Here is a 19,688-nt window from a genome sequence, read left to right on the forward strand (position 1 = left end):
TTGGTGGTGGGTTCGGGTGCGGGGGGGGGGGGGGGGGGGGGCCGGCGCCCCCCCCCCCCCCCCCCCCCCCCCCCCCCCCCCCCCCCCCCCCCCCCCACGCCCCCCGCAACTTCCTTGAAATTGACCCGGCCATCGCGCCGGGTTTTTTGTTTGTCGCTCAGCACTTGAAGTGATTCTATTTATCACTTAATAATGAATATCATTATCCAGTAACCCGGCCAATGACGTTCATGAAATCCGTCCTCCACGAACTGCCCTACCTGGAAAACTGGCGCTGGCTCAGCCGGCGCATCCGTTGCGCCCTCGAACCTGACGAGCCGCGCCTGATCGAGCACTACCTGGCCGAAGGCCGCTACCTGGTGTGCTGCACCGAAACCTCGCCATGGACGGTGGCCCTGACCTCATTCCGCCTGCTGCTGGATACCGCCTGCGACCGCATGTTGCCCTGGCACTGGCGCTGCCTGTGCCTGGACCAGGCCTGGCGCCCGCTGCTCGACCTGCGCAACCTCGACCGCCGTGAGCAGAACCTGCGCTGGCAACCCTATGCCATGCAGCTCGCCAACTGCGTGCTGCTGCCGTCGATTTCTCCCGATGAACTGATGCAAGGATTCGAAGATGAGTGATACCCGTATCGAGCGTGACAGCATGGGCGAACTGCAGGTGCCGGCCCAGGCCCTGTACGGTGCCCAGACCCAGCGCGCGGTCGACAACTTCCCGGTCAGCGGCAAGCCGATGCCGGCCCAGTTCATTCGCGCACTGCTGCTGGCCAAAGCCGCGGCGGCCAAGGCCAACGTCGAGCTTTCGCAGCTGAGCGCAGGGCAGGGCGAGGCCATCGTCAAGGCGGTGGAGCAACTGCTGGGCGAAGACTTCATCCAGCACTTCCCGGTGGATGTGTTCCAGACCGGTTCCGGCACCAGTTCGAACATGAACGCCAACGAGGTGATCGCCACCCTGGCCAGCCGCGTGCTGGGCGAGCCGGTCAATGCCAACGACCACGTCAACTGTGGCCAGAGCAGCAACGACATCATCCCCACCACCATCCATGTCAGCGCTGCCCTGGCCCTGCACGAGCAGCTGCTGCCGGCCCTGCGCCACCTGACCCAGGTGATCGATGCCAAGGCGCTCGAGGTGCACAAGCACGTCAAGACCGGCCGTACCCACCTGATGGACGCCATGCCGGTGCGCATGAGCCAGGTACTCGGCGGCTGGTCGGCGCAGGTCAAGGGCGCCCAGGCGCACATCGAAGCCACCCTGCCGGCGCTGCAAGCCCTGGCCCAGGGCGGCACCGCGGTGGGCACCGGCATCAACGCCCACCCGCAGTTCGCGGCCGGTTTTGCCCGCCAGCTCAGCGGCCTGACCCGGGTCGAGTTCACTCAAGGTGACAACCTGTTCGCCCTGATCGGCTCCCAGGACACCGCCGTGGCGCTGTCTGGCCAGCTCAAGACCGCCGCCGTGGCGCTGATGAAAATCGCCAATGACCTGCGCTGGATGAACTCAGGCCCCCTGGCGGGCCTGGGCGAGATCGAGCTGCAGGGCCTGCAGCCGGGCTCCTCGATCATGCCGGGCAAAGTCAACCCGGTGATCCCGGAAGCCACCGCCATGGTGGCCGCACAAGTGATCGGCAACGACGCCACCATCGCCGTGGCCGGCCAGTCGGGCAACTTCGAGCTGAACGTGATGCTGCCGGTGATCGCCCGCAACCTGCTGGAGAGCATCGAGCTGATGGCCAACGTCAGCCGCCTGCTGGCCGACAAGGCCATCGCCACGTTCAAGGTCAACGAGGGCAAGCTCAAGGAAGCGCTGTCGCGCAACCCGATCCTGGTCACCGCGCTGAACCCGATCATCGGCTACCTGAAGGCCGCTGAAATCGCCAAGACCGCCTACAAGCAGGGCCGGCCGATCATCGACGTGGCGCTGGAGCACACCGACCTGTCCCGCGACCAGCTCGAAGCCCTGCTCGATCCGGAAAAACTCACCGCCGGCGGCATCTGAGCCGAGGCCGCCCAGGAGGCACGTCATGCAGCACTTCAGACGCACCACGCAAAACGCCAACCGCCTGTTCGAGCAGGGTGAGCTGGTCGATGCCCGGGAACACTACCTGCAAGCGCTGGCCCTGGCCCAGGTGCTGTTCGAGCGCTGGCATGACGTTGACGAAGCGGTGGCCGCACTGGTCATCGCCCACCACAACCTGGCCGACCTGCACCTGCGCCTGAACCAGCCCCACGAAAGCGCCGACTACCTGTGCGCGGCGCATGAGCGCCTGCTGCAGGCAGCCGGCGAGGCGCGGCTGGCCCAGGCGTTGCGCGATGCCGCGCTGCGGCACAGCTCGCGCACCTATACCGAACTGCTGAATTTCATCGCCGAGTACGGCCAGTACCCGCGCACCGCGCGCCTGCTCAACCGCCAGGCGCCCGCCGCCAGTGAACTGGTCGCGCAGACGGACAACAACGACCGCACCCCAGCCTACGGAATCCACTGACATGCCCCATACCTTGCCTGCATTGCCCTACGCCTACGATGCCCTGGAACCGCACATCGATACCGCGACCATGGAGATTCACCACACCAAGCACCACCAGACCTACGTCAATGGCCTGAACGCGGCCATCGAGGGCACCGAATGGGCCGAGTGGCCGGTGGAAAAACTGGTGGGTGCGGTGAAGACGCTGCCCGAGAACCTGCGTGGGGTGGTGACCAACCACGGTGGTGGCCATGCCAACCACAGCCTGTTCTGGACCATCATGTCGCCCAAGGGTGGCGGCCAGCCGCAGGGTGAGGTGGCCAAGGCCATCGACGCGCAGTTGGGTGGTTTCGAGGCGTTCAAGGAGGCCTTCACCAAGGCCGCGCTGACCCGTTTCGGCAGCGGCTGGGCCTGGCTCAGCGTCACCCCGCAGAAAACCCTGGTGGTCGAAAGCAGCGGTAACCAGGATAGCCCGCTGATGCACGGCAACACGCCGATCCTCGGCCTGGACGTGTGGGAGCACGCCTACTACCTCAAGTACCAGAACCGTCGCCCGGAATACATCGGCGCCTTCTACAACGTGGTTGACTGGGCCGAAGTGCAACGTCGCTACCTTGAAGCCCTGAAGTGAGCCGACCGGTATGCGCTCGGCCGTGATGTCTGTCAGCAGTGTGCGCCTGTTCCGCCTGGCGCTGGGAACCTTGCTGTTGCTGGTCGGCAGCGCCTTGCTGGTGGCCCGGGGTATCGCCTGGCTCGACCTCGAGCCGCGCATGCTGCGCGCCCTCGAGGGTGGCGCCTTGTGTGCGCTGGGCACGGCGTTGGGCGCGGTACCGGTGCTGGTGATTCGCAACATGCCGGTGGCGCTGGCTGACACCCTGTTGGGCTTCGGCGCCGGGGTGATGCTGGCGGCCACCGCGTTTTCCCTGATCATTCCGGGGCTGGATGCGGCGCAGTCCATCGGTTTCAGCCCCTGGGGTGCCGGTGGGCTGATCAGCAGCGGTTTGCTGTTCGGCGCGCTGTGCCTGTTCCTGATCGACCTGAAGGTGTCCGGCGCATCGCCCGAGGCGTTGGTGGGCACGGCCCAGCAACCGGTGATCGCTGCGCGGATCTGGCTGTTCGTGATTGCCATCATCGCCCACAACATCCCTGAAGGCATGGCCATCGGGGTGTCTGCCGGTGGCGGCATGCCCGACGCCGACAGCCTGGCCATGGGCATTGCCCTGCAGGATGTGCCCGAGGGCCTGGTGATCGCGTTGGTGCTGGCGGGGGCGGGCATGCCGCGTTTCAAGGCGTTTCTGATCGGCGCTGCGTCCGGGCTGGTGGAGCCGCTGGCAGCGGTGGTCTGCGCGTGGCTGGTGAACATCGCCGAGCTGCTGTTGCCGCTGGGCCTGGCCTGTGCGGCGGGGGCGATGCTGCTGGTGGTCACCCAGGAGATCATCCCCGAGTCACGCAGCAACGGGCATCACCGCCTGGCCAGCCTGGGGTTGTGTGTGGGGTTCTGCCTGATGATGGTGATGGATACGGCGATGTCGTAAGTGCCGGGGAGGCGTTGGCAGAAACTGTCTTGCCTGAACTGGCCTCATCGCCGGCAAGCCGGCTCCTACAGGGACCGCGCTGGCTTGAAGGTTGCGCGACCCCTGTAGGAGCCGGCTTGCCGGCGATGAGGCCGGTACAGGCAGGCGGCGATATCCACCCCCGCTCAGCCAGCAGAGAAGGGACTCACTCGCCTTCGTCGAAGAAATTCTCGATCAGCTCGACCAACGCCTGCATGGCCTCACCATCCTGCTCACCCTCGGTGAACAGGTGCACCGGGGTGCCCTTGCCGGCGGCGAGCATCATCACCGCCATGATGCTCTTGCCGTCCACCAGCTTGTCCGGTGCGCGGCCTACCCGCACCTGGCAGGGGAAGCGCCCGGCCACGCCGACGAACTTGGCGGCCGCGCGGGCGTGCAGGCCCAGCTTGTTGATGATGGTGATTTCGCGGGCGGGCATCGTGGGGCGGATCCTGTGGGCTAGAGGTCGCGGTGGCGGACCTGGACGTTTTTCAGGGCGGGTTGGAGCAGCTGGCCGAGCCGCTCGGTGATGTACACCGAGCGGTGATGGCCGCCGGTGCAGCCGATGGCGATGGTGACATAGGCGCGGTTGCTGGCAGCAAAGCGCGGCAGCCACTTGAGCAGGTAGCTGGAAATATCGTTGAACATCTCTTCGACGTCGGGCTGCGCGGCCAGGTAGTCGATCACCGGCTGTTCGAGGCCCGAATGGTCGCGAAGTTCCGGCTTCCAGTAGGGGTTGGGCAGGCAGCGCACATCGAACACCAGGTCGGCATCCACCGGCATGCCACGCTTGAAGCCGAACGACTCGACCAGAAACGCCGTGCCGGGTTCGGGCTGGTTCAGCAGGCGCAGCTTGATCGAGTCGCGCAGTTGGTAGAGGTTGAGGCTGGTGGTGTCGATCTTGAGGTCGGCAAGGTCGGCGATGGGGCCCAGCAGCTCGCTCTCGACGCGGATGGCCTCGGCCAGCGAGCGGCTCTGGTTGGTAAGCGGATGGCGGCGGCGGGTTTCGGAAAAACGCTTGAGCAGGGTGTCTTCGTCAGCGTCCAGGTACAGCACGTCACACTGGATATGCCGGGCGCGTGCTTCTTCCAGCAGTTCGGGGAAGCGTGACAGGTGGCTAGGCAGGTTGCGCGCATCGATCGATACCGCAACCTTGGGTTGCAGCAGCTCGGTGTTGATCAGCGCGTTCTCCGCCAACTGCGGCAACAACCCGGCGGGCAGGTTGTCGATGCAGTAGAAACCGTTGTCTTCCAACACGTCCAGGGCGGTGCTCTTGCCGGAGCCGGAGCGGCCGCTGACGATGATCAGGCGCATGGTCAGTGCTCGTTCTGTACGTCCAGGACAACCTGGAACAGGGCCTCGCTGCTGTCGGCGGCGCGCAGGCGATCGCGGACCTCCTTGCGATCGAGCATGCTGGCGATCTGGCGCAGCAGTTCAAGGTGGGCATCGGTGGCCGCTTCCGGGACCAGCAGGACGAACAGCAGGTCGACCGGGGCGCCATCGATGGCGTCGTAATCGATGGGGGCGTCCAGGTGCAGCAGCGCACTTACCGGTGCAGTGCAGCCTTCGAGCCGGCAGTGGGGGATGGCGATGCCATTGCCAAAGCCGGTGGAGCCCAGTTTTTCGCGAGCGATGAGCTTGTCGAAGACATCTTGCATCTCCAGCTCGGGTACTTGCTCGGCGATCAGGTTGGCGACCTTTTCGAGGGCGCGCTTTTTACTGCCGCCCGGCACGTTCACGAGGGAACGGCCGGGGGTCAGGATGGTTTCAAGTCGGATCATGGATGAGGGGATCAGCGGGCGGCTGCGCCTTGCAGCAGGCTTTGCTGTTTTTCCTTGTGTTTTTTCAGTTGGCGGTCGAGCTTGTCAGCCAGGGCATCGATCGCGGCATACATGTCGGTGTGTTCGGCGTTGGCGACCACTTCGCCGCCGGGAATCTGGAGTGTTGCTTCAACCTTCTGCTGCAGCTTTTCGACCTTCATGATCACCGTTGCATTGGTGATCTTGTCGAAATGCCCTTCCACGCGGGCGAGCTTCTCGAGCACGTAATCGCGCAGTGGTTGGGTAACTTCTACATGCTGGCCACTGATGTTGACTTGCATACAGCTTCTCCTTTGTTGCCCGTGCATAAAGAGGCAGGTGTTGCACCTGCCACTGAAACGCTGTGGCACATCCCGGGGCTACATCAGTCGCTTGCGCTCGCTTGACGGGGCAATCCCCAGCGACTCGCGGTACTTGGCGACGGTGCGACGGGCTACCTGGATGCCTTGTGCCTCCAGTAAACCAGCGATCTTGCTGTCACTCAATGGCTTTTTTTGGTTTTCCGCGGCGACCAGTTTCTTGATGATCGCGCGGATCGCCGTGGACGAGCATTCGCCGCCTTCGGCCGTGCTGACGTGGCTCGAGAAAAAGTATTTCAGTTCGTAGATGCCACGCGGGGTGTGCATGTATTTCTGCGTGGTGACCCGCGAGATGGTCGACTCGTGCATGCCCACCGCCTCGGCGATGTCGTGCAGCACCAGCGGCTTCATCGCTTCGTCGCCGTGGTCGAGGAACCCACGCTGGTGCTCGACGATCTGCGTGGCCACTTTCATCAGTGTTTCGTTGCGGCTTTGCAGGCTCTTGATGAACCAGCGCGCCTCCTGCAGCTGGTTGCGCATGAAGGTGTTGTCGGCGCTGGTGTCGGCGCGGCGCACGAAGCCTGCGTACTGCGGGTTGACCCGTAGCCGCGGGATGGCTTCCTGGTTGAGCTCGACCAGCCAGCGGTCGCTGTCCTTGCGCACGATCACGTCCGGCACCACGTATTCGGGCTCGCTGGACTCGATCTGCGAGCCTGGGCGCGGGTTGAGCGTCTGCACCAGCTCGATGACCTGGCGCAGCTCGTCTTCCTTGAGCTTCATGCGCCGCATCAGCTGGCTGTAGTCGCGGCTGCCGAGCAGGTCGATGTAGTCGGTGACCAGGCGCTGGGCCTCGGCCATCCACGGTGTGCTGGCCGGCAACTGGCGCAGTTGCAGCAGCAGGCATTCGCCCAGCGAGCGGGCGCCGATGCCGGCCGGCTCGAACTGCTGGATGCGGTGCAGCACCGCTTCGACTTCATCCAGCTCGATGTCGAGCTCGGGGTCGAAGCCTGCGCAAATCTCTTCGAGGGTGTCTTCGAGGTAGCCCTGGCCGTTGATGCTGTCGATCAGGGTGACGGCGATCAGGCGGTCGGTGTCGGACATCGGCGCCAGGTTCAGTTGCCACAGCAGGTGGCTTTGCAGGCTTTCGCCGACCGAGGTGCGGGTGGTGAAATCCCACTCGTCGTCATCGTTGCTCGGCAGGCTGCTGGCGCTGGTCTGGTAGATGTCTTCCCAGGCAGTGTCGACCGGCAGTTCGTTGGGGATGCGTTCGGCCCACTCGCCGTCTTCGAGTTGCTCGCTGTTGTTGCTGGCGGCTTCCTGGAAGCTGGTGTCCTGAACTTCGGCGACCGGCTTGTTCTCGGCGTTGTCCGCCATCGGGTCGCTGTTGTCGAAATCTTCGCCGTCTTCCTGACGTTCGAGCATCGGGTTCGACTCCAGCGCTTCCTGGATTTCCTGCTGGAGGTCCAGGGTCGAGAGCTGGAGCAGACGGATGGCCTGTTGCAACTGCGGGGTCATCGTCAGTTGCTGGCCCATTTTTAGGACGAGCGATGGTTTCATGGCTGGGGCTTAATACCTTGTTCGCCGGCGCGCATGCGCCATCCACTACATGTAGGGCGCTTGGGCGCCGATTTTAAGCAAGTTATATGCCTGAAAATGCAGCGTTTGCCTAGAGCACTGTAACACTTAAGCCTGCGATGGCTCGGTGCGCCAGTGCTCCGGGCAGGCCCGGATCAGAGGCGGAACTCGTGACCCAGGTAGACTTCCTTGACCAGCTGGTTGGCCAGGATGGTCTCGGCATCGCCTTCGGCGATCAGCTGGCCGTCGTTGACGATGTAAGCGGTTTCACAGATATCCAGGGTTTCGCGAACGTTGTGGTCGGTGATCAGTACGCCGATGCCCTTGTTCTTGAGGTGGTGGATGATCTGCTTGATGTCGCCCACGGAAATCGGGTCGACACCGGCAAAAGGTTCGTCCAGCAGGATGAACTTGGGTGCGGTGGCCAGGGCGCGGGCGATCTCGACGCGGCGGCGTTCACCACCGGACAGGCTCATGCCGAGGTTGTCGCGGATGTGGCTGATGTGGAACTCCTGCAGCAGGCTTTCGAGCTCCTTGCGCCGGCCTTCGCGGTCGAGATCCTTGCGGGTCTCGAGGATGGCCATGATGTTGTCGGCCACCGACAGCTTGCGGAAGATCGAGGCTTCCTGCGGCAAGTAGCCGATGCCGGCCTGGGCGCGACCGTGCATGGGCTGGTGGCTGACGTCGTGGCTGTCGATCAGTACGCGGCCCTGATCGGCCTGGACCAGGCCGACGATCATGTAGAAGCAGGTGGTCTTGCCGGCGCCGTTGGGGCCGAGCAGGCCGACGATCTGGCCGCTGTCGATGGACAGGCTGACGTCGCGGACGACCTGCCGGCCCTTGTAGCTCTTGGCCAGGTGCTGGGCTTTGAGGGTTGCCATTTACTCGGCCTTTTTCTTCGGTTGAATGACCATGTCGATGCGCTGACGTGGTGCAGTCACGTTGCCGCCGCGACCGGCGGTGGCGACTTGGGTCTTGGTGTTGTAGACGATCTTCTCGCCTTCGGTGGTGTTGCCTTCGTTCTCCACCTTGGCGCGGTCGGTGAGCACCACCAGGTCTTTTTGCGCCTGGTACTGGATGGTCACGGCCCAGCCTTTCATCTTGTCCGCCTTGGCGGCGCTCTGCTGCTGCTCGAAGTAGGCCAGGTTGCCCACCGAGGTGACCACGTCGATGTCGCCGTTGGCCGAGCGGGTCATGGTCACGGTGTTGCCTTTGATCATCATCGAACCCTGGGTGATGATCACGTCGCCGGTGTAGGTAGCCACGCCTTGCTTGTCGTCCAGGTGGGCGTTGTCCGCCTGGATGCGAATCGGCTGGTCACGGTCGTTCGGCAGGGCGAAGGCGCTCGCGCTTCCCAGTGCAACGCCCAGGCTGAGCAGAAGGGGGATGGTTTTAACGAGCCTCATACTGTCCTCTTACGTTAGAGAGCAGGTCCATCCTGCCTTCTTTCAAATACGCTTTCATTCCTTTACCCGTAGTCGTGCCACCGGCGCCGTCGATTCTAACGGCTTGCTCGGTCTGCGCATATTCCTTCTGCGGGAACACGGTCATGCGGGTGGTGGTGATGATGGTTTCACGCTTCTTTTCGTCGGTGCGCGCCACGCGCACGGCGTCGATCAGCTCGACCTCGGTGCCGTCCGGGTTGACCTCGGCGGTTTTGCTCTGCACGTGCCACGGGAATTGGGTGCCGCGGTACAGGTGCAGGTCGGGCGTGGTCACCAGGGTGACTTCGCTGGCCTTCATGTGCTCGACCTTGTCGGCGGTCATCTCGTACTGCAGTTGGCCTTCAGGGGTGTACTGCACGCTGTGGGCGTTGATCGCGTAGTAGTCGATGGCGCTCTCGTCGACCTGCGCGGCAGGCTTGTCGAGGAAGCTTTCGGGGCTGACGTTCCAGTAGCCGACCGCCACCAGTACGGCGGCGATGGCGCCGAGTACGGCGAAGTTCTTGACCTTCTTGCTGAGCATGGGCGGCCTTACAGGTAGTGAGCGTTGGCAGCGTCCAGGGTGCCCTGGGCCTGCATGATCAGTTCGCAGAATTCGCGCGCGGCGCCTTCGCCGCCGCGTGCCTGGGTGACGCCGTGGGCGTGCTCGCGCACGAACGGCGCGGCATTTTGCACCGCCATGCCCAGGCCTACGCGGCGGATCACCGGCAGGTCGGGCAGGTCGTCGCCCAGGTAGGCGACTTGCTCGTAGCTTAGTTTGAGTTCGGCCAGCAGGCCGTCGAGCACCACCATTTTGTCTTCGCGGCCTTGGAACAGGTGCGGGATGCCCAGGTTCTGTGCCCGGCGCTCGACCACCGGGGTCTTGCGCCCGCTGATGATCGCGGTGGTCACGCCCGAGGCCATGAGCATCTTGATGCCGTGGCCGTCGAGGGTGTTGAAGGTCTTGAACTCGCTGCCGTCTTCGAGAAAGTACAGGCGCCCGTCGGTGAGCACGCCGTCGACGTCGAATACTGCCAGCTTGATGGCCTTGGCGCGTTGTATCAGGTCCTGGTTCATTTACATCACTCCGGCGCGCAGCAGGTCGTGCATGTTCAGGGCGCCGGTAGGGCGGTCGGCCTGGTCGACGACCACGAGGGCGCTGATCTTGTGGTCTTCCATGATTTTCAGTGCCTCGGCGGCGAGCATCTCGGCGCGGGCGGTCTTGCCGTGCACAGTCATCACCTCGTCGATGAGGGTCTTGTGCACGTCGATGTTGCGGTCCAGGCTGCGGCGCAGGTCACCGTCGGTGAACACGCCAGCCAGTCTACCGTCCTGCTCCAGCACCACGGTCATGCCCAGACCTTTGCGGGACATTTCAAGCAGGGCGTCCTTGAGCAGGGTGCCGCGCTGTACCTGGGGCAGCTCGTCGCCGCTGTGCATCACGTTCTCCACCTTCAGCAGCAGGCGGCGGCCAAGGGCGCCACCAGGGTGCGAGAAGGCGAAGTCCTCGGCGGTGAAACCACGCGCCTCGAGCAGGGCGATGGCCAGGGCGTCGCCCAGCACCAGTGCGGCCGTGGTGGAGGAGGTCGGCGCCAGGTTCAGCGGGCAGGCTTCCTGCGCCACCGCGGCGTCGAGGTTGACCTCGGCGGCCTGGGCCAGTGGCGAGTCGGGGTTGCCGGTCAGGCTGATCATCTGGATGCCCAGGCGCTTGATAAGCGGCAGCAGGGTGACGATCTCGGCGGTACTGCCCGAGTTGGACAGGGCCAGAATGACATCGTCGCGGGTGATCATGCCCATGTCGCCATGGCTGGCTTCGGCCGGGTGGACGAAGAACGATGGGGTGCCGGTGCTGGCCAGGGTGGCGGCGATCTTGTTGCCGATATGCCCGGACTTGCCCATGCCAACCACCACCACCCGGCCCTTGCTGGCCAGGATCAGCTCGCAGGCCTTGACGAAATCACCGTCGATGCGGGCCAGCAGGGCCTCCACGGCCTCGAGTTCGAGGCGCAGGGTGCGCTGGGCGGATTGGATCAGCTCGCTGGATTGGCTCATGTCGAAAACGCAATGCCTGATGAAAAGGCGGCGATTATAGCCGCAATGTGTGAAAGCCTCATCCTTCGAATGTCATATGAATGTCGCGCAAGTCTGTCTGTGCCCTGAACGAGTCGGGTGACGGCCTTGGGGCGGGCGTGCCAGCGGTGCTATAGTTCGCCGCTATTCGGCCCGCCGGGGAACCAGTGTGCCTTCAAGATGGAGGCAGGCGTCCATGGAGACGAGGCTGCACTGCAAGGAGTCTAGATGAGTGTGGATAGCGCCTACGCGGTCGAGTTGAAGGACGTCTCCTTCAAGCGCGGTTCGCGCAGCATTTTCAGCAACGTGGACATCCGCATTCCCCGCGGCAAGGTCACCGGCATCATGGGCCCGTCGGGCTGCGGCAAGACTACCTTGCTGCGCCTGATGGGCGCACAGTTGCGCCCGTCAGGCGGCGAGGTGTGGGTCAACGGGCAGAACCTGCCCGCGTTGTCCCGCGGCGACCTGTTCGACGCCCGCAAGCAGATGGGCGTGTTGTTCCAGAGCGGTGCCCTGTTCACCGACCTCGATGTGTTCGAGAACGTCGCCTTTCCGCTGCGGGTGCACACTCAGCTGTCGGACGAGATGATTCGCGACATCGTCCTGATGAAGCTGCAGGCCGTGGGCCTGCGCGGCGCCATCGACCTGATGCCCGACGAATTGTCCGGCGGCATGAAGCGCCGCGTGGCGCTGGCCAGGGCGATTGCCCTGGACCCGCAGATCCTCATGTACGACGAGCCGTTCGTCGGCCAGGACCCGATCGCCATGGGCGTGCTGGTGCGTCTTATCCGCCTGCTCAACGATGCCCTGGGTATCACCAGCATCGTGGTTTCTCATGATCTTGCAGAAACCGCCAGCATCGCCGACTACATCTATGTGGTGGGTGACGGCCAGGTGCTGGGGCAGGGCACGCCGGACGAGCTGATGGGCTCGGACAACCCGCGTATCCGTCAGTTCATGAAGGGCGACCCGGATGGCCCGGTCCCGTTCCACTTCCCTGCGCCTGACTACCGCGCCGACCTGCTGGGGGCGCGTTGATGCGCAGAAAATCCATTCTTGAACGTATCCGTTTGTTCGGCCGCGCCGCCATCGACGTGCTGGCCGTGCTCGGGCGCTCCTGCCTGTTCCTCGGCCACGCCCTGATCGGCCGCGGCGGCATCGGCGGCAGCTTCCAACTGCTGACCAAGCAGCTGTATTCGGTGGGCGTGCTGTCGCTGGCGATCATCGTCGTGTCCGGTGTGTTCATCGGCATGGTGCTGGCCCTGCAGGGCTACAGCATCCTCACCAAATACGGCTCGGAGCAGGCGGTGGGCCAGATGGTCGCCCTGACCCTGCTGCGTGAACTGGGGCCGGTGGTCACCGCGCTGCTGTTCGCTGGCCGCGCAGGTTCCGCGCTGACCGCCGAAATCGGCAACATGAAGTCCACTGAGCAGTTGTCGAGCCTCGAGATGATCGGCGTCGACCCGCTCAAGTACATCGTCGCCCCGCGCCTGTGGGCCGGTTTCATCTCGTTGCCGCTGCTGGCGCTGATCTTCAGCGTGGTGGGCATCTGGGGTGGCTCGTGGGTGGCCGTGGACTGGCTGGGGGTCTACGAGGGCTCGTTCTGGGCCAACATGCAAAACAGCGTTTCGTTCAGCGACGACGTGCTCAACGGGCTGATCAAGAGCCTGGTGTTCGCCTTCGTCGTCACCTGGATCGCCGTATTCCAGGGGTATGACTGTGAGCCCACCTCAGAAGGGATCAGCCGTGCCACCACCAGGACCGTGGTTTATGCCTCATTGGCAGTGCTGGGTCTGGACTTTATTCTGACCGCCTTGATGTTTGGAGATTTCTGATGCAAAACCGCACCCTGGAAATCGGTGTCGGCCTGTTCCTCCTGGCCGGGATCCTGGCGCTGCTGCTGCTGGCCCTGCGTGTCAGCGGGCTGTCGGCCAGCCCGAGCAGTGACACGTACAAAGTTTATGCTTACTTCGACAATATCGCCGGTTTGACTGTCAGAGCTAAGGTGACCATGGCCGGTGTGACCATCGGTAAGGTCACGGCAATCGATCTGGATCGCGACTCGTACACTGGCCGGGTCACGTTGCAGCTGGACAAGAACGTCGACAACCTGCCGACCGACTCCACTGCCTCGATCCTGACCGCAGGCCTTTTGGGCGAGAAGTACATCGGCATCAGCGTGGGCGGCGAAGACGAGGTACTCAAGGATGGCAGCACCATCCACGACACCCAGTCGGCGCTGGTGCTGGAAGACCTGATCGGCAAGTTCCTGCTCAACTCGGTGGGCAAGGAACCGAAAGAAGCACAACCGGCTAATTAAGGAGTCTCCATGATTTCCATCCTGCGACGTGGCCTGCTGGTCCTGCTGGCGGCCTTCCCCCTGATCGCCCTGGCCGCGCCAGGGCAGTCCGCCCGTGACGTCATCCAGACCACCACCACGCAACTGCTCAGCGACCTCAAAGCTAACAAAGAACAGTACAAGGCCAACCCCGAGGCGTTCTACAACGCGCTCAACAGCAACCTCGGCCCGGTGGTCGACGCCGACGGCATCTCGAAAAGCATCATGACCGTCAAGTATTCGCGCAAGGCCACCCCTGCGCAGATGCAGCGCTTCCAGGAAAACTTCAAGCGCAGCCTGATGCAGTTCTATGGCAACGCGCTGCTCGAGTACAACAATCAGGGCATCACCGTCGACCCGGCCAAGCCCGAAGACGGCGACCGTACCAGCGTCGGCATGAAGGTGACCGGCAACAACGGCGCGGTCTACCCGGTGCAGTACACCATGCAGAAGATCGGTGGTGAGTGGAAGGTGCGCAACGTCATCGTCAACGGCATCAACATCGGCAAGCTGTTCCGTGACCAGTTCGCCGACGCCATGCAGCGCAACGGCAATGACCTGGACAAGACCATCGACGGTTGGGCCGGTGAAGTGGCCAAGGCCAAGCAGACCGCCGACCAGTCGCCGGACAAGGAAGTCAAATGAGCGAGGCCGGGGTAAGCATGGCCGAGCCGGGCGTGCTGGCGTTGGCCGGCGTGCTCGACTACCGCAGCGGCCCGGCCCTGCGCAAGCAGGGCAAGGCGTTGATCGCCGCCAGCCGCGAGTCGCACCTGGTGCTCGACTGCACCGCAGTGGTCAAGTCGAGCAGTGTCGGGTTGTCGCTGCTGCTGGCGTTCATGCGTGATGCACAAGCCGCCGGCAAGGCTTGCGAGGTGCGCGGCATGCCCAGTGACATGCGCGAAATTGCCGAGGTCTACGACCTCGATGAAGTACTGGCAGGCTGATGGCCTGCCCGAAGGTGAAGGCCCCTCGGTCAGCGCGCCCCGTCATGGGCTTCGCAGGCGAGGGGCTTTTTTGTATGATGGCCGACCCGCGCGCGTTGGGCGCCGATCGAGGTTGAGCATGCAGGCCGTAGAAGTCAAAAGCTTTCTGGAAGAAAAATTGCCCGGATCCCGGGTTGAAGTTGAAGGCGAAGGCTGCAACTTCCAGTTGAACGTGATCAGCGACGAGCTCGCCGGCCTGAGCCCGGTCAAGCGTCAGCAGGCGATCTACGCTCACCTCAATCCGTGGATCGCCAACGGCGCCATCCACGCGGTAACCATGAAATTCTTCAGCAGCGCAGCCTGGGCTGAGCGCACCTGAGCCAACTTGGCGGCGAGATACGTATGGACAAACTGATTATCACCGGCGGTGCCCGCCTCGATGGCGAGATCCGCATCTCCGGCGCGAAAAACTCGGCCCTGCCGATTCTCTCGGCCACCCTGCTGTGCGATGGCCCGGTCACGGTCGGCAACCTGCCGCACCTGCACGACATCACCACCATGATCGAGCTGTTCGGTCGCATGGGCATCGAGCCTGTGATCGACGAAAAGCTCGCCGTGGAAATCGACCCGCGCACCATCAAGACCCTCGTCGCCCCGTACGAGCTGGTCAAGACCATGCGCGCCTCGATCCTGGTACTCGGCCCGATGGTCGCCCGTTTCGGTGAAGCCGAAGTGGCCCTGCCTGGCGGCTGCGCCATCGGTTCGCGCCCGGTCGACCTGCACATCCGCGGCCTTGAGGCCATGGGCGCGAAGATCGAAGTCGAAGGCGGCTACATCAAGGCCAAGGCCCCCGAGGGCGGCCTGCGCGGCGCGCACTTCTTCTTCGATACCGTCAGCGTTACCGGTACCGAGAACATCATGATGGCCGCAGCCCTGGCCAAGGGCCGCAGCGTGCTGCAAAACGCCGCCCGTGAACCGGAAGTGGTCGACCTGGCCAACTTCATCAACGCCATGGGCGGCAAGGTCCAGGGCGCCGGTACCGACACCATCACCATCGATGGCGTCGAGCGCCTGGGTACCACTACTTACCAGGTGATGCCTGACCGTATCGAAACCGGCACCTACCTGGTTGCCGCCGCCGTCACCGGTGGCCGCGTCAAGGTCAAGGATACCGACCCGACCATCCTTGAAGCCGTACTGGAAAAACTCAAGGAAGCCGGCGCCGATATCACCACCGGTGAAGACTGGATCGAGCTGAACATGCACGGCAAGCGGCCCAAGGCCGTCAACCTGCGCACCGCTCCGTACCCGGCATTCCCCACCGACATGCAGGCGCAGTTCATCTCGCTCAACGCCATCGCCGAAGGTACTGGCGCGGTGATCGAGACCATCTTCGAAAACCGCTTCATGCACGTGTACGAAATGCACCGCATGGGCGCGCAGATCCAGGTCGAAGGCAACACCGCCATCGTTACCGGCGTCAAGGCGCTCAAGGGCGCCCCGGTGATGGCCACCGACCTGCGTGCATCGGCCAGCCTGGTGCTGTCGGCGCTGGTTGCCGAAGGTGACACCCTGATCGACCGCATCTACCACATCGACCGTGGTTACGAGTGCATCGAAGAAAAACTGCAGATGCTCGGCGCGAAAATCCGCCGCGTACCGGGCTAGTTGCCCGCTGGCGCAAGGTGTGGGGGCGAGCTTGCTCGCGAAGGAGCCACCGCGATGCATGGCACCGGCCTTGCCGGTGTTCGCGGGCAAGCCCGCTCCCACATGAGCGCCTTACGAATTGAAGACGGCCTGGCGAATCACGCCCGGCCGGCAGTTAGCTGCTAAAGGAACGACGTTTCCCATGTTGACCATCGCGCTATCCAAAGGCCGTATTCTCGACGACACCCTGCCGTTGCTGGCAGAGGCGGGCATCGTCCCCACCGAGAACCCGGACAAGAGCCGCAAGCTGATCATCCCGACCACCCAGGACGACGTGCGCCTGCTCATCGTGCGTGCCACCGACGTGCCCACCTACGTCGAGCATGGCGCCGCCGACCTTGGCGTGGCCGGCAAGGACGTGCTGATGGAATACGGCGGCCAGGGCCTGTACGAGCCCCTGGACCTGCAAATTGCCCAGTGCAAGCTGATGACCGCCGGCGTTACCGGTGCGCCCGAGCCCAAGGGCCGCCTGCGGGTGGCTACCAAGTTCGTCAACGTCGCCAAGCGCTACTACGCCGAACAAGGCCGCCAGGTCGACATCATCAAGCTGTACGGCTCCATGGAGCTGGCACCGCTGATCAACCTTGCCGACAAGATCATCGACGTGGTCGACACCGGCAACACGCTGCGCGCCAACGGCCTCGAGCCGCAGGACCTGATCGCCACGATCAGCTCGCGCCTGGTGGTCAACAAGGCCTCCATGAAAATGCAGCACGCCCGCATCCAGAGCCTGATCGACACCCTGCGCAACGCCGTCGAATCGCGACACCGCGGCTGACTTCTGCGCGCGACCTCCGCTGTCGCGCCCGTCTATCCGCGTCATAGCCTTCTTTCTCGGGTGCCCGCGCGGATGGACTGGTAGCCTAGGGCGCCTGAGCATTCGCTATCTATTCCGAGGCCCTCGCCATGACCGTGTCCACTGCAATTGCCCGTCTCAACGCTGCTGACCAGGATTTCGCGCGACATCTTGATCATCTGCTGAGCTGGGAAAGCGTGTCCGATGACGCGGTCAACCAGCGCGTGCTCGATATCATCAAGGCCGTGCGCGAGCGCGGCGACGCGGCGCTGGTGGAGTTCACCCAGCGTTTCGACGGTGTCGATGCCAAAAGCATCGACGACCTGATCCTCGACCGTGCGCGCCTGGAGCTGGCCCTGACCCGCATCACCGCGGTTCAGCGCGAAGCCCTGGAAAAGGCCGCCAACCGCGTGCGCATCTACCACGAGCGGCAGAAGCAGGACTCCTGGCAGTACACCGAGGCCGACGGCACTGTGCTTGGCCAGAAGGTCACCCCGCTGGACCGCGCCGGCCTGTACGTGCCGGGCGGCAAGGCGTCGTACCCCTCGTCGGTGCTGATGAACGCGATTCCGGCCAAGGTGGCCGGTGTCGCTGAGGTGGTCATGGTGGTGCCGACCCCGCGTGGCGAGGTCAACGAACTGGTGCTGGCCGCGGCCTGCATCGCCGGTGTCGACCGTGTGTTCACTGTCGGTGGCGCCCAAGCCGTCGCGGCCCTGGCCTACGGCACCGAGAGCGTGCCGCAGGTGGACAAGATCGTCGGCCCGGGCAACATCTACGTGGCCACCGCCAAGCGCCACGTGTTCGGCCAGGTGGGCATCGACATGATCGCCGGCCCGTCGGAAATCCTCGTGGTGTGCGACGGCCAGACCGACCCGGACTGGATCGCCATGGACCTGTTCTCCCAGGCCGAACACGACGAAGACGCCCAGGCCATCCTGGTCAGCCCTGATGCCGAGTTCCTCGACCGCGTGGCTGCCAGCATCGACAAGCTGCTGCCAACCATGGAGCGTGCCGAGATCATCGAAAAGTCGATCAACGGCCGTGGCGCGCTGATTCAGGTGCGTGACATGCAGCAGGCCATCGAGGTGGCCAACCGCATCGCCCCCGAGCACCTGGAGCTGTCGGTAGCCGACCCGCAGGCCTGGCTGCCACAAATCCGCCACGCCGGTGCGATCTTCATGGGCCGTCACACCAGCGAGGCGCTGGGCGACTACTGCGCCGGCCCCAACCACGTGCTGCCGACCTCCGGCACCGCGCGCTTCTCCTCGCCTTTGGGCGTGTACGACTTCCAGAAGCGTTCGTCGATCATCTTCTGCTCCGAGCGGGGCGCGTCCGAGCTCGGCCACACCGCCTCGGTCCTGGCCCGTGGCGAGTCGCTGACCGCCCACGCCCGCAGCGCCGAATACCGCATCCTCAACGAGAAGGGGAATTGAACATGAGCCGTTTCTGGAGCCCCTTCGTCAAGGACCTGGTGCCTTACGTGCCGGGCGAGCAACCCAAGCTGGCCCGCCTGGTCAAGCTCAACACCAACGAGAACCCCTATGGCCCGTCGCCGAAGGCGCTGGAGGCCATGCGTGGCGAGTTGAACGACAACCTGCGCCTGTACCCGGACCCGAACGGTGACCGCCTCAAGCAGGCAGTGGCTGAGTACTACGGCGTCACCCCGGCCCAGGTGTTCGTCGGCAACGGCTCGGACGAGGTGCTGGCGCACATCTTCCACGGCCTGTTCCAGCACGCCCGCGGCCCGCTGCTGTTCCCGGACATCAGCTACAGCTTCTACCCGGTGTACTGCGGCCTGTACGGCATCCCGTTCGAGCCGGTGGCGCTGGACGAGCAGTTCCAGATTCGCGTGGCCGACTACGCCAAGCCGAATGCCGGGATCATCTTCCCCAACCCCAACGCACCGACTGGCTGCCTGTTGGCGCTGGAGGCGGTGGAGCAGTTGCTGCAGGCCAATCCTGATTCGGTGGTGGTGGTCGACGAAGCCTACATCGACTTCGGCGGCGAGACCGCCATCAGCCTGGTGGGCCGCTACGACAACCTGCTGGTGACCCAGACCCTGTCCAAGTCGCGTTCGCTGGCGGGCCTGCGGGTTGGTTTGGCGGTGGGGAACCCGGACCTGATCGAGGCGCTGGAGCGGATCAAGAACAGCTTCAACTCCTACCCGCTGGACCGCATGGCGATTGTCGGGGCGGCTGTGGCGTTCGAGGATCGTGCGTACTTCGACGAGACTTGCCGCAAGGTGATCGACAGTCGTGAGGTGTTGGTGGCGGCGTTGCAGGCGCGTGGCTTTGAAGTGCTGCCTTCGGCGGCGAACTTCATCTTTGCCCGGCACCCTGAGCAGGACGCGGCGGGGATTGCGGCGCGGCTGCGGGAGCAGGGGGTGATTGTTCGGCACTTCAAGCAGGCGCGGATTGCGCAGTTCTTGCGGATTACCGTGGGGACGCCGGAGATGAACCAGGCTTTGCTGGATGCTTTGAATTGATCTGAGGTTGGGTTTGGTTCGGGGGGCGGGTTGGGAGATAGGTGGGTTTATCTTCTGGTCTGCCCCTTGTGGTTTGTGGTTTGTGGTTTGTTGGTTGTTGGTTGTCGGTTGTTTTGAAAGTTGTATGTGCATTCATTGTTTGTAGTGACGCTTATTCACCTTTCCGCCCTTACGGCGGGTAACTTTTTGAAGGATCAAAAAGTCACCAAAAAATCCTCGCTCCATTCATCCGGCCCCTAC

25 protein-coding genes are annotated in these 19,688 nt (G+C 63.9%); 15 read left to right on the forward strand and 10 right to left on the reverse strand.

Annotated features, from left to right (window positions below):
- Positions 1-221: 221 nt before the first annotated feature.
- Genes ACI2KK_RS01185 through ACI2KK_RS01205 form a run of 5 tightly spaced genes read left to right on the forward strand, consistent with a single transcriptional unit; the run spans position 222 to position 3,996 of the window.
- The gene (locus ACI2KK_RS01185) at positions 222-623 is read left to right on the forward strand and encodes a FagA protein (protein ID WP_217840163.1); all 402 of its coding nucleotides are present in this window, start codon (positions 222-224) and stop codon (positions 621-623) included.
- Positions 616-1,992 carry a class II fumarate hydratase FumC gene (gene fumC / locus ACI2KK_RS01190; protein ID WP_217886354.1) on the forward strand — a complete coding sequence of 459 codons (1,377 nt, stop codon included), beginning with the start codon at positions 616-618 and terminating at the stop codon, positions 1,990-1,992. Before ACI2KK_RS01185 ends, fumC begins: the two co-directional genes overlap by 8 nt.
- Before the next feature lie 25 nt (positions 1,993-2,017).
- Positions 2,018-2,479: a DUF2753 domain-containing protein gene (locus ACI2KK_RS01195; protein ID WP_217840161.1), complete on the forward strand. Its 462-nt coding sequence runs from the start codon at positions 2,018-2,020 to the stop codon at positions 2,477-2,479.
- Between the two features lies 1 nt (position 2,480).
- Positions 2,481-3,092: a superoxide dismutase gene (locus tag ACI2KK_RS01200; protein WP_404667578.1), complete on the forward strand. Its 612-nt coding sequence runs from the start codon at positions 2,481-2,483 to the stop codon at positions 3,090-3,092.
- A 10-nt stretch (positions 3,093-3,102) separates the two neighbouring features.
- Positions 3,103-3,996, forward strand: a complete 894-nt coding sequence (locus ACI2KK_RS01205; protein WP_404667579.1) for a ZIP family metal transporter — start codon at positions 3,103-3,105, stop codon at positions 3,994-3,996.
- 184 nt (positions 3,997-4,180) lie between these two features.
- Here the strand turns inward: ACI2KK_RS01205 and ACI2KK_RS01210 are convergent, their stop codons facing one another.
- The 10 genes from ACI2KK_RS01210 to ACI2KK_RS01255 form a co-directional block, all read right to left on the reverse strand.
- On the reverse strand, positions 4,181-4,453 hold the full coding sequence (locus ACI2KK_RS01210) for an HPr family phosphocarrier protein (protein WP_217840158.1): 273 nt from the start codon (positions 4,451-4,453) through the stop codon (positions 4,181-4,183).
- 20 nt (positions 4,454-4,473) lie between these two features.
- Positions 4,474-5,328, reverse strand: coding sequence for an RNase adapter RapZ (gene rapZ, locus ACI2KK_RS01215; RefSeq protein ID WP_217886349.1), 855 nt, complete (start codon positions 5,326-5,328; stop codon positions 4,474-4,476).
- A gap of 2 nt (positions 5,329-5,330) precedes the next feature.
- Complete coding sequence (gene ptsN, locus ACI2KK_RS01220; RefSeq protein ID WP_217840156.1) at positions 5,331-5,795, reverse strand: PTS IIA-like nitrogen regulatory protein PtsN; 465 nt, start codon at positions 5,793-5,795, stop codon at positions 5,331-5,333.
- Positions 5,796-5,806: 11 nt separating this feature from the next.
- Entirely contained in the window at positions 5,807-6,115 is a 309-nt protein-coding gene (gene hpf, locus ACI2KK_RS01225; protein ID WP_217840155.1) for a ribosome hibernation-promoting factor, HPF/YfiA family, read from the reverse strand.
- Positions 6,116-6,193: 78 nt separating this feature from the next.
- Positions 6,194-7,690, reverse strand: coding sequence for an RNA polymerase factor sigma-54 (locus tag ACI2KK_RS01230; RefSeq protein WP_217886348.1), 1,497 nt, complete (start codon positions 7,688-7,690; stop codon positions 6,194-6,196).
- A 173-nt stretch (positions 7,691-7,863) separates the two neighbouring features.
- Positions 7,864-8,589: an LPS export ABC transporter ATP-binding protein gene (lptB, locus tag ACI2KK_RS01235; protein WP_217840153.1), complete on the reverse strand. Its 726-nt coding sequence runs from the start codon at positions 8,587-8,589 to the stop codon at positions 7,864-7,866.
- On the reverse strand, positions 8,590-9,114 hold the full coding sequence (gene lptA / locus ACI2KK_RS01240) for a lipopolysaccharide transport periplasmic protein LptA (RefSeq protein ID WP_369987935.1): 525 nt from the start codon (positions 9,112-9,114) through the stop codon (positions 8,590-8,592). It abuts the gene before it with no gap.
- On the reverse strand, positions 9,101-9,673 hold the full coding sequence (gene lptC, locus ACI2KK_RS01245) for an LPS export ABC transporter periplasmic protein LptC (protein ID WP_217840151.1): 573 nt from the start codon (positions 9,671-9,673) through the stop codon (positions 9,101-9,103). The genes lptA and lptC overlap by 14 nt, the downstream gene beginning before the upstream one ends.
- Positions 9,674-9,681: 8 nt before the next feature.
- Entirely contained in the window at positions 9,682-10,206 is a 525-nt protein-coding gene (locus ACI2KK_RS01250) for a KdsC family phosphatase (RefSeq protein ID WP_404667580.1), read from the reverse strand.
- Positions 10,207-11,181 carry a KpsF/GutQ family sugar-phosphate isomerase gene (locus tag ACI2KK_RS01255; RefSeq protein ID WP_404667581.1) on the reverse strand — a complete coding sequence of 325 codons (975 nt, stop codon included), beginning with the start codon at positions 11,179-11,181 and terminating at the stop codon, positions 10,207-10,209. It lies immediately after the preceding gene.
- A gap of 246 nt (positions 11,182-11,427) precedes the next feature.
- On the opposite strand from ACI2KK_RS01255, the gene ACI2KK_RS01260 reads away from it, so the two are divergent.
- The 10 genes from ACI2KK_RS01260 (at position 11,428) to hisC (ending at position 19,448) form a co-directional block, all read left to right on the forward strand.
- On the forward strand, positions 11,428-12,237 hold the full coding sequence (locus tag ACI2KK_RS01260) for an ATP-binding cassette domain-containing protein (protein WP_369987932.1): 810 nt from the start codon (positions 11,428-11,430) through the stop codon (positions 12,235-12,237).
- A complete protein-coding gene (gene mlaE / locus ACI2KK_RS01265) occupies positions 12,237-13,034 on the forward strand; it encodes a lipid asymmetry maintenance ABC transporter permease subunit MlaE (RefSeq protein ID WP_217840147.1) in 798 nt (265 codons plus the stop codon). The genes ACI2KK_RS01260 and mlaE overlap by 1 nt, the downstream gene beginning before the upstream one ends.
- Positions 13,034-13,519, forward strand: a complete 486-nt coding sequence (mlaD, locus tag ACI2KK_RS01270) for an outer membrane lipid asymmetry maintenance protein MlaD (protein WP_404667582.1) — start codon at positions 13,034-13,036, stop codon at positions 13,517-13,519. The genes mlaE and mlaD overlap by 1 nt, the downstream gene beginning before the upstream one ends.
- A gap of 9 nt (positions 13,520-13,528) precedes the next feature.
- Positions 13,529-14,182, forward strand: coding sequence for a phospholipid-binding protein MlaC (locus ACI2KK_RS01275; protein WP_404667583.1), 654 nt, complete (start codon positions 13,529-13,531; stop codon positions 14,180-14,182).
- Positions 14,179-14,481: a lipid asymmetry maintenance protein MlaB gene (locus tag ACI2KK_RS01280; RefSeq protein ID WP_217840144.1), complete on the forward strand. Its 303-nt coding sequence runs from the start codon at positions 14,179-14,181 to the stop codon at positions 14,479-14,481. Before ACI2KK_RS01275 ends, ACI2KK_RS01280 begins: the two co-directional genes overlap by 4 nt.
- Positions 14,482-14,599: 118 nt before the next feature.
- A complete protein-coding gene (locus ACI2KK_RS01285) occupies positions 14,600-14,839 on the forward strand; it encodes a BolA family protein (RefSeq protein WP_110993420.1) in 240 nt (79 codons plus the stop codon).
- Between the two features lie 23 nt (positions 14,840-14,862).
- Positions 14,863-16,128, forward strand: coding sequence for a UDP-N-acetylglucosamine 1-carboxyvinyltransferase (gene murA / locus ACI2KK_RS01290; RefSeq protein WP_217840143.1), 1,266 nt, complete (start codon positions 14,863-14,865; stop codon positions 16,126-16,128).
- 181 nt (positions 16,129-16,309) lie between these two features.
- Positions 16,310-16,945, forward strand: coding sequence for an ATP phosphoribosyltransferase (hisG, locus tag ACI2KK_RS01295; RefSeq protein ID WP_023630427.1), 636 nt, complete (start codon positions 16,310-16,312; stop codon positions 16,943-16,945).
- 128 nt (positions 16,946-17,073) lie between these two features.
- A complete protein-coding gene (gene hisD / locus ACI2KK_RS01300; RefSeq protein ID WP_404667584.1) occupies positions 17,074-18,396 on the forward strand; it encodes a histidinol dehydrogenase in 1,323 nt (440 codons plus the stop codon).
- A gap of 2 nt (positions 18,397-18,398) precedes the next feature.
- A complete protein-coding gene (hisC, locus tag ACI2KK_RS01305; RefSeq protein WP_404667585.1) occupies positions 18,399-19,448 on the forward strand; it encodes a histidinol-phosphate transaminase in 1,050 nt (349 codons plus the stop codon).
- Positions 19,449-19,688: the final 240 nt, after the last annotated feature.

Source organism: Pseudomonas sp. NPDC089406 (assembly GCF_044900265.1).
In the GTDB taxonomy this organism is placed as follows: Bacteria; Pseudomonadota; Gammaproteobacteria; order Pseudomonadales; family Pseudomonadaceae; genus Aquipseudomonas; species Aquipseudomonas fakonensis.

Coding starts and splice junctions, on each gene's coding strand:
- ACI2KK_RS01185 (WP_217840163.1), top strand. CDS start 222: ATGACGTTCATGAAATCCGTCCTCCACGAACTGCCCTACCTGGAAAAC.
- fumC (WP_217886354.1), top strand. CDS start 616: ATGAGTGATACCCGTATCGAGCGTGACAGCATGGGCGAACTGCAGGTG.
- ACI2KK_RS01195 (WP_217840161.1), top strand. CDS start 2,018: ATGCAGCACTTCAGACGCACCACGCAAAACGCCAACCGCCTGTTCGAG.
- ACI2KK_RS01200 (WP_404667578.1), top strand. CDS start 2,481: ATGCCCCATACCTTGCCTGCATTGCCCTACGCCTACGATGCCCTGGAA.
- ACI2KK_RS01205 (WP_404667579.1), top strand. CDS start 3,103: ATGCGCTCGGCCGTGATGTCTGTCAGCAGTGTGCGCCTGTTCCGCCTG.
- ACI2KK_RS01210 (WP_217840158.1), bottom strand. CDS start 4,453: ATGCCCGCCCGCGAAATCACCATCATCAACAAGCTGGGCCTGCACGCC.
- rapZ (WP_217886349.1), bottom strand. CDS start 5,328: ATGCGCCTGATCATCGTCAGCGGCCGCTCCGGCTCCGGCAAGAGCACC.
- ptsN (WP_217840156.1), bottom strand. CDS start 5,795: ATGATCCGACTTGAAACCATCCTGACCCCCGGCCGTTCCCTCGTGAAC.
- hpf (WP_217840155.1), bottom strand. CDS start 6,115: ATGCAAGTCAACATCAGTGGCCAGCATGTAGAAGTTACCCAACCACTG.
- ACI2KK_RS01230 (WP_217886348.1), bottom strand. CDS start 7,690: ATGAAACCATCGCTCGTCCTAAAAATGGGCCAGCAACTGACGATGACC.
- lptB (WP_217840153.1), bottom strand. CDS start 8,589: ATGGCAACCCTCAAAGCCCAGCACCTGGCCAAGAGCTACAAGGGCCGG.
- lptA (WP_369987935.1), bottom strand. CDS start 9,114: ATGAGGCTCGTTAAAACCATCCCCCTTCTGCTCAGCCTGGGCGTTGCA.
- lptC (WP_217840151.1), bottom strand. CDS start 9,673: ATGCTCAGCAAGAAGGTCAAGAACTTCGCCGTACTCGGCGCCATCGCC.
- ACI2KK_RS01250 (WP_404667580.1), bottom strand. CDS start 10,206: ATGAACCAGGACCTGATACAACGCGCCAAGGCCATCAAGCTGGCAGTA.
- ACI2KK_RS01255 (WP_404667581.1), bottom strand. CDS start 11,181: ATGAGCCAATCCAGCGAGCTGATCCAATCCGCCCAGCGCACCCTGCGC.
- ACI2KK_RS01260 (WP_369987932.1), top strand. CDS start 11,428: ATGAGTGTGGATAGCGCCTACGCGGTCGAGTTGAAGGACGTCTCCTTC.
- mlaE (WP_217840147.1), top strand. CDS start 12,237: ATGCGCAGAAAATCCATTCTTGAACGTATCCGTTTGTTCGGCCGCGCC.
- mlaD (WP_404667582.1), top strand. CDS start 13,034: ATGCAAAACCGCACCCTGGAAATCGGTGTCGGCCTGTTCCTCCTGGCC.
- ACI2KK_RS01275 (WP_404667583.1), top strand. CDS start 13,529: ATGATTTCCATCCTGCGACGTGGCCTGCTGGTCCTGCTGGCGGCCTTC.
- ACI2KK_RS01280 (WP_217840144.1), top strand. CDS start 14,179: ATGAGCGAGGCCGGGGTAAGCATGGCCGAGCCGGGCGTGCTGGCGTTG.
- ACI2KK_RS01285 (WP_110993420.1), top strand. CDS start 14,600: ATGCAGGCCGTAGAAGTCAAAAGCTTTCTGGAAGAAAAATTGCCCGGA.
- murA (WP_217840143.1), top strand. CDS start 14,863: ATGGACAAACTGATTATCACCGGCGGTGCCCGCCTCGATGGCGAGATC.
- hisG (WP_023630427.1), top strand. CDS start 16,310: ATGTTGACCATCGCGCTATCCAAAGGCCGTATTCTCGACGACACCCTG.
- hisD (WP_404667584.1), top strand. CDS start 17,074: ATGACCGTGTCCACTGCAATTGCCCGTCTCAACGCTGCTGACCAGGAT.
- hisC (WP_404667585.1), top strand. CDS start 18,399: ATGAGCCGTTTCTGGAGCCCCTTCGTCAAGGACCTGGTGCCTTACGTG.